Origin of the sequence: Advenella sp. S44 (genome assembly GCF_002810445.1) — a bacterium.
In the GTDB taxonomy this organism is placed as follows: Bacteria; Pseudomonadota; Gammaproteobacteria; order Burkholderiales; family Burkholderiaceae_B; genus Advenella.
Window position 1 is genome coordinate 35258 of the sequence record NZ_NEXS01000006.1, and the last position, 15874, is coordinate 51131.

Genomic DNA, 15874 nt, shown 5'->3' on the forward strand with positions numbered 1-15874 from the left:
ACCACATCTGTAATGCGCAAGCGGCGCCAGCCTATACTTGAATTGCAGGTTCGGGAAGTTGTGGCTCGTGGAATTGTCACCGGCCCCCATGTTTTCATGGGACCCTGTTTTTATTAGACCTGCCAAAGACAAGAAGTGCATATATTCGGATTCTGCCCTTATAGATTCTGCCCTTAAAGATTTTGCCATCAAATATAGGCATACTTACAAGCTTGCCTATAAGGCTTGTCTCGATCCATAAATTGGAGCGTTTTTCGTGGGTGGGAGATGAAGGACCTCTTGGTTCGGTACACTATCTATGGCGCAGTCGATTTTTTTCGTAGTTGGTTAATGATCATACCTATGACAAAACCCACGATAATGCCAATGGCGATATGTCCAACGGCCACGCCGATGCTCAAGCCAAGTACGCTCCATACTGCAATTGCCGATCCAGAATTATTACACTTAAGCATGCTGGCGATCCTTATTGATTAGCACTTAGATATTAATTGTAGTTTATCGACCATGGATTGCGAAAATGAGACACGACAGGAATGGCGACGCATGTGTCCAGAAAAACGGATCTGCTGTACATACGTTCGGATAAGGCCAGCCGCCGCTTGGCAAGAACGATTATCTACGTCCCCGTCCCTACTGAAAGTTTTCACGTAGGCGCTTCTTCGTCAGACAACTGACGTTTGTTTTTGGTATGGTAACTGTGATTTGTATCGGACACTGCACGTAGCCCATGCAATCAGATTTGCACGCAGTCCTTTTAACCAAATTGCCAGGCAAGGAACAACAAATGTCATTGAAAACGTTTACTTTGAACAACGGCCAGACCATCCCCTCGCTGGGATTCGGAACATGGGAGCTGGACAAGGAGGAAATCTGTGTGCCGGCGGTCGCCCAGGCGCTGGAAACCGGATATCGCGTTATTGATACCGCGGCACGCTACATGAACGAAGCGTTTGTCGGAAAAGCGCTAGCCGAGTCGGGCCTCAAGCGTGAACATTACCATCTGACCACCAAAGTCTGGGTTACCGATTTCGGCTATGAGCAGACCCTACGCGCATTTGATAAATCACTCAAAAAACTGGGACTTGAGTACGTGGATCTGTACCTTTTGCACTGGCCCGTCGAAGGGTTCAGACGGAGCTGGAAGGCATTGGAAAAACTGCAGGATGAAGGGCTGACCAAAGCCATCGGCGTCTGTAATTTCGAAATCGATCATTTAGAGGCGCTGGCTGCCAGTTCCAACAGCAAACCGGTACTCAATCAAGTAGAAACGCATCCGCTTTTCCAGCAGCGCACCTTGTTTGAGTATATGACCGAACAGGAGATCTTGCTTGAAGCCTGGTCCCCACTGGGGCGTGGCGATGCCACACTGTTGACCAATCCGGTCCTGCTGGAGATTGCCAAAGCCCATGGGAAGGATGTTGGGCAGATCATTCTGCGCTGGCACCTGCAGCGCGGTTCGCTGGCGATCCCGCGCTCAAGCAAACCGAGCCGGGTCGAAAGCAACTTTCAGATCTACGATTTTGCATTGACTGACCAGCAAATGGCATCCATCACCGCACTGGATACCAATCAACGCAGTGCTGGAGATCCCAAAGATCCGGAATGGATTGCCAAACTCATGAGCATGCCCATTCCCGACTGATAGCCGGGCCGCCACCTGCAATGGCGACCGGGTAATTTAACCTTGGCGCGTTAGTTAGTCTTGCTAAGCCAGTCGACCTTGCTAAGCCGTTTGAGCTTGGCGAGTTGTTTAACAGTGCTGGAGCCATTGAGCCTGGCCGTGTTGTTAGACTTTACTCGGTCATTCAACCTTGCCGAGTCATCCGGCAGTGATATCGACGTTCTTGCCGCCCTTTTCGTCCGCTGATAAGGGCGGTTTTTGTTGCCGCAGCACTCTGCCGCCACCGAAATAAGCCGCCCACACGGATTCTCTGGCAGGCGACGGCTATGCAGAAAAAACCGGTCTCTCGCTAAACACCGCAGTTACCTAATACGAATCTGTGTGAGGTCGTCATGGGAAACCCCTATTTCAATTGCATTGCCATGATTACGCAATGCGTATATTATTTACGCAATAACAACGCGCCACGCAGCACTTAATAAAACAACGGAGACATCATGCGTATTCGCTATTATCTAACATCCTGTTCGCTGGCTCTTGCGGCCACCAGCCTGATCATGGCCCCGGTCCAGGCACAATCTTTCCCCGATAAATCGATACGCTGGATCGTGCCGTATCCTGCCGGCGGTGGCTCGGACTTTCTGGCGCGTACCATCGGCCAAAGCCTGTCAGAAGAAATCAAGCAATCAGTCGTTATTGATAATAAACCGGGCGGCAACACCGCCATCGCGGCAAGCGACACCGCCCGAGCCGCCGCAGACGGCTACACGGTTCTGTCGGCAGACAATGGAACTATGGTATTTAATTCGGCCTTGTACAAAAAACTCTCCTACGATCCGGTCAAAGACCTGGCGCCGGTCACATTGCTGGGCCGCTTTCCCATGATTCTGGTCGTCAATTCGACCAGCAAGATCAAAGACCTGAAGGGATTTGTCGAACACGTCAAAAGCAGCAACGGCAGTATTAACTACGGCTCGGCAGGAGCAGGCAGTCCTCATCATCTGGCGATGGAACTATTCAAAACCGAAGCCGACCTGAACATGACTCATGTGCCCTATCGCGGCGCGGCGCCTTCGCTGACCGATCTTGCCGGCGGACAGGTGCAGGCCATGATGGTTGATCTGGCTGCCGGCGCCGGCTTTCTTAGCGGCGGCAAAATCAAGCCACTGGCTGTGGCCAGTGCGCAGCGTCTGCCTCAGTTGCCGGACGTTCCAACCTTTGCCGAAGCTGGCTATCCCAACGTAGAAGCGGCTGCGCTGGTTGGCATGGTTGCGCCGGCCAAAACCCCGGCAAATATTATTGCCAACCTGAACAAAAGCGTTGTAGCCGCACTGAACAAACCGGCGACACACAAAAAGCTGATTGAGTTCGGTATAGAACCAGTAGGCGATACGCCTGAGCAATACGGCAAGTTGCTAGAGGACGAACGCACGCGCTGGCATAAACTAATCAAAGATTTGAACATTACGCTGGACTGATACGAGATATATCATGAATACCGAATCAACTACGCAAACTGCACAGACACCGGAGAACACGCAGGCTTCGCCAACCCGATGTCCTTTTTCTGCAGCAGCAAGCAGCGCTGCCGCCTGCCCGGTCAGTGCCCGCGCTGCGCAGTTCGATCCATTCGAGGACGCCTATCAACAGGATCCGCCCGAATATCTCAGGTGGTCACGCGAACAGGAACCGGTGTTTTTTAGTCCCAAGCTGGGCTACTGGGTGGTCACGCGTTACGAAGACATTAAACAGATTTTTCGTGACAACATCACTTTCAGTCCATCCATTGCACTTGAAAAAATCACGCCCACCGGTCCAGAAGCCAACGCCGTGCTGCAGTCCTACAACTACGGCATGAGCCGCACGCTGGTCAATGAGGATGAACCGGCGCATATGCCGCGGCGGCGTCTGCTGATGGAGCCGTTTACTGTCGAGGCCTTACAGCATCACGAGCCCATGGTGCGTCAACTGACGCGCGAGTATGTCAACCGTTTTATTAACGACGGCAAGGCGGACCTGGTCAACCAGATGCTGTGGGAAGTGCCGCTTACCGTCGCCCTGCACTTTCTGGGCGTCCCGGAAGAAGACATGGATACGCTGCGCAAGTACTCGATTGCGCACACCGTCAATACCTGGGGCCGCCCAAAACCCGAAGAGCAAGTCGCCGTCGCCCACGCCGTGGGCAACTTCTGGCAACTGGCAGGCAACATTCTGGAGAAGATGCGTAAAGATCCCCAGCAGCCCGGCTGGATGCAATACGGCATCCGCATGCAACAACAGCATCCTGATGTTGTGCCCGATTCTTATTTGCACTCGATGATGATGGCCGGCATTGTGGCAGCCCATGAAACCACCGCCAACGCCTCTGCCAACGCGTTCAAACTATTGCTGTCGAATCGGCCGGTCTGGCAGCAAATCTGCAAAGATCCAGGCTTGATTCCCAATGCCGTCGAAGAATGCCTGCGTCATAACGGTTCAATTGCCGCATGGCGACGGCTTGCCACCCGTGATGTGGAAATTGGCGGTATTCCTATCGCGGCGGGTTCGAAACTGCTGATCGTCAGCTCATCGGCAAATCATGACGAACGTCATTTTACTGATGCCGATCTGCTGGATATCCGTCGTGAGAACGCCAGCGACCATCTGACCTTCGGTTATGGCTCACATCAATGCATGGGAAAAAACCTGGCCCGGATGGAAATGCAGATTTTCCTGCAGGAACTCACGCAACGCCTGCCACATATGAAATTATCAGAGCAAACTTTCACCTATGTTCCCAATACCTCATTCCGGGGACCGGAACATGTGTGGGTTGAGTGGGAGCCTGCGAACAATCCTGAGCGATGCAATCCGCAGATATTAAATCAGCACCATCCGATACGGCTTGGTGAACCGTCCACGCACGCATTGTCACGTCAGGTAGTGGTCCAGGAAACCGAAATGCTGACCGACGATATCATGCGCATTCGGCTTGCCGCCGCTGACGGCCAGACATTACCGCGCTGGACCCCAGGATCGCATATTGATCTGGTGTGCGGGGAGCTGGGTATCTCGCGACAATACTCGCTTTGCGGAGACCCCGCAAACACCCAGGTACTGGATATTGCCGTATTGCGCGAGAATGCGGGCCGGGGTGGTTCGGCATGGGTACATCAGCATCTTCGTCGCGGCGTGCCCTTGCGTATCCGCGGCCCGCGCAATCACTTTCACTTTGATGAACAAGCCGGCAAAGTTATTTTCATTGCCGGCGGTATCGGCATCACTCCCATTTGCGCCATGGCCCGTGTTGCCCGGGACCGCGGCATGGATTATCAGATCCACTATTGTGGCCGTAGCCGAACCAGCATGGCATTGCTCTCATTATTGGAACAACAGCACGGGCAGCAGTTACATGTCTACGCGGCCGACGAAGGCCGGCGTGCCAATCTGGCCAAGCTGTTGGCAACGCCAGAGCCCAATACCCAAATCTATGCCTGCGGACCGCAACGCATGACTGACAGCCTTGAGCAGCTCTGCGAAACCTGGCCGCAAGATGCGCTGCACATTGAACACTTTCATTCAACACTGGGCAAGCTGGATCCGCAAAAGGAGCACACCTTTGAAGCCGAGCTCAAGCAATCTGGCTTGACGGTCACCGTAGAGGCCGACCAGACACTGCTGCAAGCCTTGCGAGCCGCCAACATCGATATCCAGAGCGATTGCGAAGAAGGCTTGTGCGGGTCCTGCGAAGTGGGCGTACTGGATGGCCAACTGGAACACCGCGATGTCGTTCTCACGCGTTCAGAGCGTGCGGCAGGTAAAAAAATGATGAGCTGCTGTTCACGAGCCACGGGCAAACGCATTGTACTGGACCTATGACAACCGTCATTAACAGTACTGCTCTTTCATGCCACTCGTCCTCATCACGCAGATGCGAGTCGCTATTTCCTCGTACCCGGCTCGCGGCCAATGTGTTCGATCGTTCAGCTTAACGTCGACTATACTTACGATTATGCCTTTTCCCCGCTTATCTTTCGAATGAACACCCTGACCGACATCACCCGCGCCACCGCTGCTGCACCTGCTCGCAGCCGCGAGCGCCGCCAAAGCGTTCAGGCTGCCGACACAGTGGTGGCCGTGCTCAAGGGACTGGCCAGCCTGGGAGGCGGCGCCAGTCTGACGGCACTGGCAACCTATCTGGAAGAAAACCCTGCCAAAGTCCATCGCTATCTGGTCAGTCTAATCGATGGCGGGTTGGTCACACAAAACGCCAATACGCAACAATATACTCTGGGCCTTGAAACCATGCTCATCGGTCTGGCTGCCATACGACAAGCCGACCCCATCAGGATATCGGAACCCGCACTGATACGCCTGAGGGAACAATTGGGCATTACGAGTTTTATTGCCGTTATGGGCAACAAGGGCCCGACTATCGTCCGGATGGAAGAACCCAGCCTGCCGGTTACGGTCAATGTCCGCGTCGGTTCCGTACTCTCTTTTCTATGGTCGGCCACGGGCAGGGTCTTTCTGGGGATGCATGATGAGCCTGCTGTGCGCACCCTGGCCAGGCAGGAGTACGATCTGTTGTGCAAAGCACAGAAGCTGCCTGCGTCTTTTGACGATCTGGTCTCGCAAATGCATGAGGAGATCAGCACGTCACATTGCATCCGCGTAAGCGACACCAATCTGAAAGGAATAAGCGCCGTTGCAGCGCCGGTATTCAATTACGCAGGTCAACTTACCGCGGTGCTCACTGCGCTGGGCGCCAGCGGCGGGTTTGATACCTCGCTGACGGGGCCCATTGCCGTTACCGTTCGTGAACAGGCACGACAAATCAGCCAACAACTTGGCAATAGCAAGTTGCCAGTTGGTAAATAAGGTAACGGTCTGGATTTACCGCGTGAGTTCAGGCGCGTTTATATCGGCCGCAAAATTCTTTAACCCGTGTTTATGCCGGTGCACACGGTCGCGTCGGCGAAGCGCGGTGGGAATTGCCCGTTTTGCCCACATGGGAAGCGAGCTGCTGACATATTTAAGCCGGCCTTCCTCGCGAATCAGCAAGGTACGGCGTCCTCTTTTGCCTCTGTTATCAAACACCCAGGCTCGATCAGCCATTTGCAGCGCATAGCCCAGGTTGTCCATGCTGCGCCGGTAACGCCGCTCAATGGCGTCCAGGGGAACTGCGTGTCCACCGTCATCCACGCGCGATTTGACCCGCGCAATAAGCAGCCCCACATCGTCCACGCCAACAAAGGCAAGAATAACCTGATATCCCTGCCCCCTGGCGCGCTGCATGAGCTCAATTTCAGAATTGCCGCTAAGCGTGGTTTCTATCGCGAAACTGTGCCCACTTGCGAGCAGCTTTTCTCGGGCAAGCAATGCCAGTCGGCCAGCACGCATTTGGACCAACGGACTATTGCGATTAAGGATATCGAGTTCGGCGGCAAGATCATCGGGATTGACAACCGGCAGATGGCCCGTCAGGTGCAAGCGGGTCAGCGTTGTTTTTCCCGCCCCATTGGGGCCCGCTACCACCCATAGTTTTGGGGCACTCATGCCGCGGCAGTATCGCCTATCGTTTGCTCTATGCCATTCACAAAGCGCACGAGCTGGCGTCGACCATCGGGAAACTCCTTGATGACCAGACCGGGCGGCGTATTGTCTTCACGATAATATACCGGGCGGCCCGCCTGAAGGTGCGCACGCGCTGCCGCTCCGTCATCACGGGCGATTCTGACATCGAACATTCTCCAGAACACTTTTTCTTCGACTTCTGTCATGGCCTGCAGATTTTCCAGCTTCATTTCCATACTTTACCTCGCCACACAAAAACGTGCCGCCTGCGTATTTTCAGGATAATGGCCCTTGCCCAAACTTGGCAATAACCACCATCCCCAACTGTCTGATAAATTCGGTTTCTGATCCTATCGACTGATTATAGGCAATCTACGAAAAATGTCAGCGAAATCTTCCACGATCGCAATATCCAGCGCGCGGGGCGTAACAGGCATTAGACGCAAAAATGGCCCCGACACATAGCCGGGGCCATTTCAAACGCTTCTTTTACACCATCTTTCTATGTGGACAACGAACAAAGATGTTCAATCCGGAATGCGTTCAGCCGTGATGAAAACATTCCGTATCGTCCATCAGGCCACTTCCTGCAGCGCATCCAGTGGCTCTAGCGCCCCGGTAAACTCACGCGTCGCAATATATTCGGGACGTGGCGCCAATCCATACTTGGGCGCATTCAGTGTATTTTCGACACTGTTATACACCATGAATACGTTGGCACGCGGCCATGGCGATATATTTCCATTGGATCCGTGCATCGTATTGCAATCGAAAAACACCACTGAGCCGGCCTTGCCTGTGACGGCTTGAATGCCGCCCTGCTCTGCCAACAGCTCCAGGCTTAGCGGATCGGGTACGCCATACTCCTGAGCCTTCAGCGATTTCTTGTAGTTCTCATCGGGCGTGACACCCCGGCAGGAAATAAACTGACGTTGAGAACCCGGCACAACCATAAGCGGACCGTTGCATGCGTTGTTGTCGGTCAACAACACCGAGCAGCTCAAGGCGCGCATATTGGGCATGCCGTCTTCTGTATGCCAGGTTTCGAAATCAGAGTGCCAGTAGAACTCTTTGCCTTTGAAGCCGGGTTTCAGATTGGCACGCGACTGATGCAGGTACACCTCGGATCCCAGTATCTGGCGCGCCACATGAATCAGGCGCGGATCGCGGGAAAGACGGTCAATCGCCTTATTCAGCGCATGCACCCGAAAAATGGACCGCACAGCATTGCTGCCCGGTTCGGTAATTGCTTCATCGCTGGCAGCAATTTTGCTGTCTTTGGTCATTGCGAGCACTTCATCCATCAGCATCTTGACTTCCTGTTCGCTGAACAGGTTGTCCATCACCAGAAAGCCGTCACGCTCGTAGGATGCGAGCTGCTCGGCAGACAGTGCGTCTGCGTATGTGCCGTTGTCATATACAACAGGCTCCTGTCTGGCGATAATTGCTGCAGTGCCGCTAGTACGTGATTCATAAATGTCAGTTACGATCATCTTGCACTCCTTCTCTATTTACAGTTCAGGCGGTTTCCACGGTCATTGCCGGATAAACGCCATCCTCGTCATGAACTTCAAGACCGGTAACAGGGGGATTGAACACGCAAATAACTCGCAATGGTTCTTTCCCGCCCCGCAGCCAGTGTTCGTCGTTTTCATTCAACGCATACACAACGCCCGGGCCCAGTGCATATTTTTTGCCATCGGCAACGGTTTCTACCTCGCCGTCCCCTTCTATGCACCACACTGCTTCCAGATGATTCTGGTAATGGATATGGGTTTCCGTACCCGGAAAAATCACGGTTTCATGAAAGGAAAATCCCATTCCGTCCTTGGCCAGCAATACTCGGCGGCTAAGCCAGGTGTCGGTTTTGACTTCAAGGTCGGTACCAATAACATCTTTCACATTTCTTACTATCATATTACTTATGCTCCAAATTTAAGTACTTTGGTTTTTTTGCCTTCCTGCTTGAGCACTTCACCAACGCTGCGCTCGATCAGCTCCAGGCCACGAGTCAGTTGCTCGTCTTCAATCGTCAGCGCAGGAAGAATCTTAAGCACCTCATCCTGGGCGCCCGAAGTCTCGATCACCAGTCCGTGAGTGAATGCCTGCTGGGCAATTTTATTTGCCAGTTCGGGCTTGTCATTACTGACCAGGCCCTGAATCAGGCCTCGTCCGCGCACGCTGAAACCGGCTTCAGGGAAGCTGTGCACAAGATTTTCAAGCCAGTCGCGCACAATACTTTCTTTGCGACGTGTTTCGTTCTGGAATTGATCATCAGTCCAGTAGCTATCGAGTGCCTGAGCGGCAGTCACAAAAGCCAGGTTATTGCCACGGAACGTGCCACTGTGCTGGCCGGGCTTCCACACGTCCAACTCGGGTTTCATTAACACAAGTGACATGGGTAAACCAAAACCGGACAAAGATTTGGACAATGTAATAATGTCGGGCTTGATGCCTGCCGTTTCAAAACTGAAAAAGCTGCCTGTGCGACCACAACCGACCTGAATATCATCCACAATCAAGAGCATGTCGTATTTGCGGCATAGTTTTTCCAGTTCGCGAATCCAGCGCCAGCTGGCCACGTTCACGCCGCCCTCGCCCTGGACTGTCTCAACAATAACGGCAGCCGGCAGATCCAGACCACTGCTAGGGTCTTCCAGCATGCGTTCAAAATAAGCGATGGTGTCAACATCGGGGCCGATATAACCATCAAACGGCATAAAGGCTGTGTTATGCAAAGAGACACCGGCGGCATTGCGGAATTTCTCATTGGCAGTCACGGCAAGGGAGCCGCCACTTACACCATGAAAACCATGGGTAAACGAAACGATGTTAGAACGCCCCTTGACCTGCCGCGCCAGTTTAAGCGCAGCCTCGACAGCGTTAGTGCCAGTCGGGCCGGTGAACTGCAGCGTGTAATTCATTTTGCGCGGTTTTAACAACACGCGCTCGAAAGTCTCCATGAAATATTTTTTTGCCGATGTAGCCATATCCAGACCATGGACAACGCCATCGGTATCGAGATATTCAATCAGCTTTTTCTTGAGAATCGGATTGTTATGCCCGTAATTCAATGTTCCTGCACCACTGAAAAAATCGATGTATTCCTTTCCTGATTCGTCAGTCAGTACAGAACCTTTGGCCTGTGTGAATATGACGGGGAATGAACGTACGTAACCACGTACTTCAGACTCCATGCGGTCGAAAATTTCTAAATCCATGATTTTTTCCTATTTGATTTAATATTAAAAGGTCAATGCCTGTAAGGCATTCGGACGCCGAACACGCCCTGGTGACGCAACCTAGCCCGGCGTTGGCCTGAGAGGCCCAATCTTTAAAAGTCGTTCATCGTCATGCGCTTGAGGCCCGAATAATTCTGGTTCAAATAGCGGGCTCTCTTCGATGCCGGCGCCCATGTTGCGAGCGACAGCAGCGAACATGCGACGAGATGCGGCGTTGTCCGGACCCACAGTCGTTTCAAGGGAACGGACATGCGCCAGATTTGGCCGCTCTAGCAGACTTGTCAGCATTCGCTGGCCCAGTCCATGGCCGCGCCCACGCTCGTGGACGGCAACCTGCCAGATAAACAATACGTCATCCCTGCCAGGAGGTTGATAGGCGGACACAAATCCATCGATTTGGCCGTCTGTCTCGGCGACGACGCAGGTCTTGTCAAAGTGCTCACACAGCAACAGATAGCTGTAAACGGAATTCAAATCCAACGGTGGGCACGCGGAAATCAGTTGCCAGATGTCATAGCCGTCACGTCTGGCGGGTGTTCTTAGCAGATACCGGTCCGTGTGCACTGCTGATGCATCGGACTGCTGCGAATACGTTTGAGATGTCGTGGGTGCCGTGTCAATCAAATTAAAATCCCGGATTCTGGGTGCGAAGAACCGGCGACTGGAACGTCCAGAAGGGGTGATGCCGGTTCGTTGGAAATCTCATGAGCCACAACGCTGTGCACCTCCATGAGCATGACAATTTTTTCGAGCGACGTCGTAATGGACGCCTGCTCTGTTTCTGGTAAATCCTTCAGCGCATCCGACAACTGGGTCTGAATGGGTGAAGGCGTCGCATGGACGAGTTCAGCGCCTGCATCCGTTGCGGTAATAAACACAATGCGGCGATCTTCGCGGCCGCGCTCACGACGTATCCAGCCCTTATCTTCCAGTCTGTCAAGGATGCCAACTACTGTACTGGGACTAACATGGATTTTGCGGCTGATGGCCGTGGCCGTAATGGGGCCATTCTCAACAATGGCATTCAAACAGATTAGCTGCGGCGCGGTCACATTGCTGTAGGCCGCAAGTTGCCGTGAATGCACGGCGATTGCGCGGGTAATGCGGCGCAGGGCGCTTAAGATACGTATGTCGTATTGAGCTTGCGTATTAATTGTTTTACTCATAATTATTTATAGAGAATTCACTTCCCTTAAAATCATTTCAGCCCTAATCATATGCGATAGAACCATTGATGTCAAACCAGTTTGTATTCTAATCATCGATGAAGAAATGATGTGTTTTGAAACAAAATTTGTCGTTTAAATCGGGGAATTAATCCGGTATTTACACGCCAACTTCATCGAAATTGGAACTAATTGTAATTAAGATACGTTAAATTCGATATATTTCTTGTTTGTAAAAATAGAGGCGGTTTGCCTACCAATCGACATTGAGCCCCGCAGCGTTTCGCGTGTGGACAAGTCAGAGCTTCTCACTCCCTATCCTGCTAACTGGGAAATTTCGTAGCGCAGACCGCATTCAACTGTCTCCCGCCCCTACTGCCGAAGCCGTCACATTGCGTGCTCTCGATCTCTTGGCCGCTTCAGGTTCCAGGCTGAACGCAGGCAAACATCTCCCCTGCTCCAACTGCTGACCAGCATCACTATTGCTTTAGTCCCAACTGGTCCACCATTTTCCCCATAGTGTCGTATTCACGTTGAATGTACTTGGAGAACTCATCGCGCTTGAGGATCGTTTTGGTAACCCCCGCAGTTTCAAAAAACTTATCCATTTCCGGTGAGCTCGCTGCCTTTTCAAATGCGTCTTCGATACGTTTTACTGCCTGATCCGGTGTTCCTGCCGGAGCGACAATACCGTGCCACAAAAGCGTTTCGTTCTCCGGGATTCCTATATCACTCAGGGTAGTCGCCTTCGGTAGCGCAGGCACTGGCTTGGCGGATGTGGTCAGCAGACACTTGGCGGTTTTGGCCTTTTCCATTGTTACCGCCGGCGGGACGGACCCAACATATACATCCACTACCCCGCCCAATAACGCGGGCATGGTTTCTCCTGCGCCGCGATACGGAACGTCACGCGCCTTTACGCCGAAGTGTTGGAATATGCGCTCCGCCGCGAGCTGCCCCGGGCCGGCAACGCCATCCGTGCCAAAGGTATAGGTGTTTGGTTTGCTTTTGAGTACATCAAGAAGCTCCTTGCCGTTGCTTGCCGGAAATTCCGGTTTTACGCAGAGTACATAAGGCGCACTGTCCAGCATGATCACGGGAATATAATCCTTCATGCTGTAGTTGGTTTTTATGCTGTGCGGGGCCACTGTAATAGGCCCCATCCATACGCCTGCGACGGTCAAACCATCAGGTTTCGACCGCGCAAGTTGGCTCACGCCTATTGCGCCACCCGCTCCACCTGCATTCTGCACGACCAGCGTTGCGTCCAGATGTGGCTCAGCCTGATGGGCAATAGCTCTAAATAGCGAGTCAGTGCCTCCGCCTGGCGACGTCGGTATGATAAGTTTAATCACATCTTGAGCTGCAGCCACCTGAGCCATAATCATTAAAAGCGCTGCACTAAAATATTTATATTTGTTCATCATGTTGTCCCCTGCAGATCGAAAAATATTACAAGCAATATAGGAACTACGTTTTGGGTGCGCCGAATCCAAAAAGACGCTGCGCGTTCTCCGCCAGCACGCGATCCCTTGCCGTTTTGTCTGGCACCCAATCAAACAGCCAGTCTAGGCAATCGATATAGGTGATATTGTCCTCGTGGCCCACCCATGGCCAGTCGGTAGCCCAGACTGCGCGCTCACCATTGGATTGGGCAAGAATTTTTTTGACCAGTGTCGCGGGATCACTGCCCCGCAAACGAAAAGGTGCTGAAAGCTTGACCCACGTGTTACCGGCTTCAACGGCGTCAAGGAGTACGTGAAATCCTTGACTATTTACTCCGTCCTTCCCTTCCGGGTGTCCAAAGTGGTCAACCACCACACGGACGCCGCTTTTGTTAACCGCCTTGAGAACGGGTGGCAGAAATTCCCCTTCCAGATAGATCTCTATGTGAAACCCAAGATTCTTTGCCTTCGCCAGTAGCCTCTGATACTCACCTGATTCGATATCGGGTAACACATCGCGCCTGATCCAGTTAAATCTGATTCCGCATACGCCATTCTCCTGTAGGTAAGACAGCTCATTCTCGGTAATCCCCGGTTCTACAATCGCAGTACCCCGCAAGCGGCCACCCGCCTGGGCCAGCGCTTGCACAAGCACTTCATTGTTGGCTCCGTAAAAACTTGGCGCCGTCAGTAACCCATATGTGATGTCGTGGGTATCCAGCACCCGCAGGTACTCCTCCACACTTGCGTCCCGCGCAGGCTGGGAGTGGCGGTTACTGGCAAGTGGCATATCTTTTTTTATGACATGTGCATGGCAATCGGCTGCACCCGCCGGTATTCGACTTGCAATATCAGACAGATCAGTCATGAGCTGCCCCTCCACTGATAGAGCCATGTTGTTCAGAACCGTATTTAGCAATTTTCTGGGAGGGTGTCAGAAAACGCTGCTCCAGCGCCTCAATCTGAGCCATTCCCATTATTTCGTTCAGCTCCTCAAAACTTAACGCGGCATCAGGTCGATCTGCTGCCTGCCCGTTGGCAATCGATTCACCCAGAATTTCCAGGCCTTGCTTCATGCCGGCGAGTGCGCAGGCAGTCAACAGCCGAGGATAGATCACGACTGCAACGCCAAGGTCCTGAAGTTGCGCTGCAGATAATAACGGTGTGGTTGATCGTTGGCGGATCCCGAAACCCATATTGACACATAGTGGCTTGGGTACGTTTGCTGCAACGGTGCGGATTTGTTCAGCATCAAGAAGCGCATCGGCAAACAGCAGATCTGCCCCGGCTTCGGCGTATGCATTCAGGCGCCGCAAGACTTCGTCAAGTCCGTGTGTAGCAAGCGTATCAGTGCGGGACTTGATGATGAAGTCCTTATCCGTTCGTGCCTCGCAGGCCGCCCGAAGCTTTTGAACCATTTCATCTTCCGGAATGACTTCCTTTCCTCGCATGTGTCCACAGCGCTTGGGCCAGACCTGATCCTCAAGCATCACACCCGCTGCTCCCGCCTGTTCAAAAAGACGGACGGTGTGATAGGCATTGATTGCATTTCCGTACCCCGTGTCGCCATCGGCGAGCAATGCAAGATTGGAGCATGCGGCGATGCTACGCACGGCCGCAACATTTTCTTCCAGCCCCATGAGACCGACATCAACCTGGCCTATACGAGATTCGCTGACGCCACTTCCCGTGATAAATGCACTTGTGTAACCCGAATGTTCGACAAGCCTGGTACTGAAGCCGTCAAAGACACCGGGCTGCACCAGAATCTCGGGCCCGTATATCGCATCGCGTAGTTGTTTAGCCTTGCTCATTGATTTCCTCTTTCAGTCGTTTAGGGTATCCTAACAAGGCCAAATTCATTAGACAAATTAAACTTTTAATGGCATTTATATAGGAAATTTTAATGCGTCATTATTCGCTGGCCCAGATTGAAGCACTTGCTGCCATCGCCAGGCTCGGTTCATTCCAGGCGGCCGCAGCGCATATCAATGTCACGCAACCTACCATTTCCCTTCGAATTCGTGATTTGGAGGAGGCACTGGGGAAGACTTTCTTTGAACGCGATGGCAGATCAGCAAAACTCAATGCCGATGGCGTTGTGGCCACTCAATACGCTGAACAGCTACTCAGACTTCTGGATGAAATGGAAACACGCTTAAGAACGAACGATCCGCTTCAGGGGACCTTGCGTGTGGGATCATCAGAAACGATTGCAATTGCGGTACTACCGCAGATCATCTCTTTTTTCGGAGAGCGTTACCCAAGAGTCAAAATTGAATTGACGGTAAGTAACAGTTATGTACTTTCAGAAGAGCTAGCTACCAATAAACTAGACGTCGCTTTTCTTGCTGACCCCGGCTACCCGCCGCACATACATATCGAACCGCTGGCAACAGCTCCGGTTGCATGGATGGGAAGCCGGACGGCATCCATTCAGATAAGCATCGCTCAACCGGAAACACTCGCTGACATCACCATTCTTTGCATGCCAAAGACATCGCCATTACACGAAATGATGCTTGACTGGTGGGCAAAAGAAGGCGGCGGAGAACCCACTTCCAGCACATGCAACAGCCTTGCCATGCTCGCACGCCTGGTGTCTGGCGGTGTAGGAATTGGAGTTTTACCAACCTGCATACTTAGAGATGAGATTCAAAAGGGTTTGGTTGTGAGCTATAAACAGAGAACGCCATTCGCGCCACTACATATCTGTGCGGCATATCCCAAGGCAACCCGCTCAGAAGGCATTGCCGCGCTCGTAAGTATTGCCAGAAGCGTGATGCTCGAATCCCGGTGTTTCATGCCTTTGGATTCTGAAATAACCACATAAAAACAAAT

Annotated in this window: 15 protein-coding genes; 5 read left to right on the forward strand and 10 right to left on the reverse strand. The window is 52.6% G+C overall.

All coding sequences use genetic code 11. The features are described 5' to 3' along the window. Positions 1–787 precede the first annotated feature (787 nt). The 4 genes from CAP48_RS12620 (at position 788) to CAP48_RS12635 (ending at position 6484) form a co-directional block, all read left to right on the forward strand. Positions 788–1645 (forward strand): aldo/keto reductase, encoded by an 858-nt coding sequence (locus tag CAP48_RS12620; protein WP_100697260.1) that lies wholly within the window; start codon positions 788–790, stop codon positions 1643–1645. 476 nt (positions 1646–2121) lie between these two features. Next, positions 2122–3102, forward strand: coding sequence for a tripartite tricarboxylate transporter substrate binding protein (locus CAP48_RS12625; RefSeq protein ID WP_100697262.1), 981 nt, complete (start codon positions 2122–2124; stop codon positions 3100–3102). A 13-nt stretch (positions 3103–3115) separates the two neighbouring features. After that, the gene (locus CAP48_RS12630; protein WP_100697264.1) at positions 3116–5482 is read left to right on the forward strand and encodes a cytochrome P450/oxidoreductase; all 2367 of its coding nucleotides are present in this window, start codon (positions 3116–3118) and stop codon (positions 5480–5482) included. 159 nt (positions 5483–5641) lie between these two features. Next, complete coding sequence (locus CAP48_RS12635) at positions 5642–6484, forward strand: IclR family transcriptional regulator (protein WP_100697331.1); 843 nt, start codon at positions 5642–5644, stop codon at positions 6482–6484. A 15-nt stretch (positions 6485–6499) separates the two neighbouring features. Here the strand turns inward: CAP48_RS12635 and CAP48_RS12640 are convergent, their stop codons facing one another. From CAP48_RS12640 to CAP48_RS12685, 10 genes are all read right to left on the reverse strand, one after another. Next, positions 6500–7162 carry a zeta toxin family protein gene (locus CAP48_RS12640; RefSeq protein WP_100697266.1) on the reverse strand — a complete coding sequence of 221 codons (663 nt, stop codon included), beginning with the start codon at positions 7160–7162 and terminating at the stop codon, positions 6500–6502. Beyond that, the gene (locus tag CAP48_RS12645; protein WP_369806354.1) at positions 7159–7410 is read right to left on the reverse strand and encodes a hypothetical protein; all 252 of its coding nucleotides are present in this window, start codon (positions 7408–7410) and stop codon (positions 7159–7161) included. The genes CAP48_RS12640 and CAP48_RS12645 overlap by 4 nt, the downstream gene beginning before the upstream one ends. Before the next feature lie 345 nt (positions 7411–7755). Next, positions 7756–8673 carry an ectoine hydroxylase gene (thpD, locus tag CAP48_RS12650; RefSeq protein ID WP_100697270.1) on the reverse strand — a complete coding sequence of 306 codons (918 nt, stop codon included), beginning with the start codon at positions 8671–8673 and terminating at the stop codon, positions 7756–7758. A gap of 25 nt (positions 8674–8698) precedes the next feature. Further along, positions 8699–9097, reverse strand: coding sequence for an ectoine synthase (locus CAP48_RS12655; RefSeq protein ID WP_100697272.1), 399 nt, complete (start codon positions 9095–9097; stop codon positions 8699–8701). 5 nt (positions 9098–9102) lie between these two features. Then, positions 9103–10401, reverse strand: a complete 1299-nt coding sequence (ectB, locus tag CAP48_RS12660; RefSeq protein ID WP_100697274.1) for a diaminobutyrate--2-oxoglutarate transaminase — start codon at positions 10399–10401, stop codon at positions 9103–9105. 81 nt (positions 10402–10482) lie between these two features. Next, complete coding sequence (gene ectA / locus CAP48_RS12665; RefSeq protein ID WP_100697276.1) at positions 10483–11046, reverse strand: diaminobutyrate acetyltransferase; 564 nt, start codon at positions 11044–11046, stop codon at positions 10483–10485. Beyond that, positions 11043–11588, reverse strand: a complete 546-nt coding sequence (locus CAP48_RS12670; RefSeq protein WP_100697277.1) for a MarR family winged helix-turn-helix transcriptional regulator — start codon at positions 11586–11588, stop codon at positions 11043–11045. The genes ectA and CAP48_RS12670 overlap by 4 nt, the downstream gene beginning before the upstream one ends. A 479-nt stretch (positions 11589–12067) precedes the next feature. Next, a complete protein-coding gene (locus CAP48_RS12675) occupies positions 12068–13015 on the reverse strand; it encodes a tripartite tricarboxylate transporter substrate binding protein (protein WP_100697279.1) in 948 nt (315 codons plus the stop codon). Between the two features lie 43 nt (positions 13016–13058). Continuing rightward, positions 13059–13901 carry an amidohydrolase gene (locus tag CAP48_RS12680; RefSeq protein ID WP_161495255.1) on the reverse strand — a complete coding sequence of 281 codons (843 nt, stop codon included), beginning with the start codon at positions 13899–13901 and terminating at the stop codon, positions 13059–13061. Next, positions 13894–14847, reverse strand: coding sequence for an oxaloacetate decarboxylase (locus CAP48_RS12685; protein WP_100697282.1), 954 nt, complete (start codon positions 14845–14847; stop codon positions 13894–13896). Before CAP48_RS12685 ends, CAP48_RS12680 begins: the two co-directional genes overlap by 8 nt. Before the next feature lie 92 nt (positions 14848–14939). On the opposite strand from CAP48_RS12685, the gene CAP48_RS12690 reads away from it, so the two are divergent. Continuing rightward, positions 14940–15866 (forward strand): LysR family transcriptional regulator, encoded by a 927-nt coding sequence (locus tag CAP48_RS12690; RefSeq protein ID WP_100697284.1) that lies wholly within the window; start codon positions 14940–14942, stop codon positions 15864–15866. Positions 15867–15874 lie beyond the last annotated feature (8 nt).

Bases quoted from the DNA above. Each gene is read 5' to 3' on its own strand.
- CAP48_RS12620 (WP_100697260.1), top strand. From the start codon at position 788: ATGTCATTGAAAACGTTTACTTTGAACAACGGCCAGACCATCCCCTCG.
- CAP48_RS12625 (WP_100697262.1), top strand. From the start codon at position 2,122: ATGCGTATTCGCTATTATCTAACATCCTGTTCGCTGGCTCTTGCGGCC.
- CAP48_RS12630 (WP_100697264.1), top strand. From the start codon at position 3,116: ATGAATACCGAATCAACTACGCAAACTGCACAGACACCGGAGAACACG.
- CAP48_RS12635 (WP_100697331.1), top strand. From the start codon at position 5,642: ATGAACACCCTGACCGACATCACCCGCGCCACCGCTGCTGCACCTGCT.
- CAP48_RS12640 (WP_100697266.1), bottom strand. From the start codon at position 7,162: ATGAGTGCCCCAAAACTATGGGTGGTAGCGGGCCCCAATGGGGCGGGA.
- CAP48_RS12645 (WP_369806354.1), bottom strand. From the start codon at position 7,410: ATGAAGCTGGAAAATCTGCAGGCCATGACAGAAGTCGAAGAAAAAGTG.
- thpD (WP_100697270.1), bottom strand. From the start codon at position 8,673: ATGATCGTAACTGACATTTATGAATCACGTACTAGCGGCACTGCAGCA.
- CAP48_RS12655 (WP_100697272.1), bottom strand. From the start codon at position 9,097: ATGATAGTAAGAAATGTGAAAGATGTTATTGGTACCGACCTTGAAGTC.
- ectB (WP_100697274.1), bottom strand. From the start codon at position 10,401: ATGGATTTAGAAATTTTCGACCGCATGGAGTCTGAAGTACGTGGTTAC.
- CAP48_RS12670 (WP_100697277.1), bottom strand. From the start codon at position 11,588: ATGAGTAAAACAATTAATACGCAAGCTCAATACGACATACGTATCTTA.
- CAP48_RS12675 (WP_100697279.1), bottom strand. From the start codon at position 13,015: ATGATGAACAAATATAAATATTTTAGTGCAGCGCTTTTAATGATTATG.
- CAP48_RS12680 (WP_161495255.1), bottom strand. From the start codon at position 13,901: ATGACTGATCTGTCTGATATTGCAAGTCGAATACCGGCGGGTGCAGCC.
- CAP48_RS12685 (WP_100697282.1), bottom strand. From the start codon at position 14,847: ATGAGCAAGGCTAAACAACTACGCGATGCGATATACGGGCCCGAGATT.
- CAP48_RS12690 (WP_100697284.1), top strand. From the start codon at position 14,940: ATGCGTCATTATTCGCTGGCCCAGATTGAAGCACTTGCTGCCATCGCC.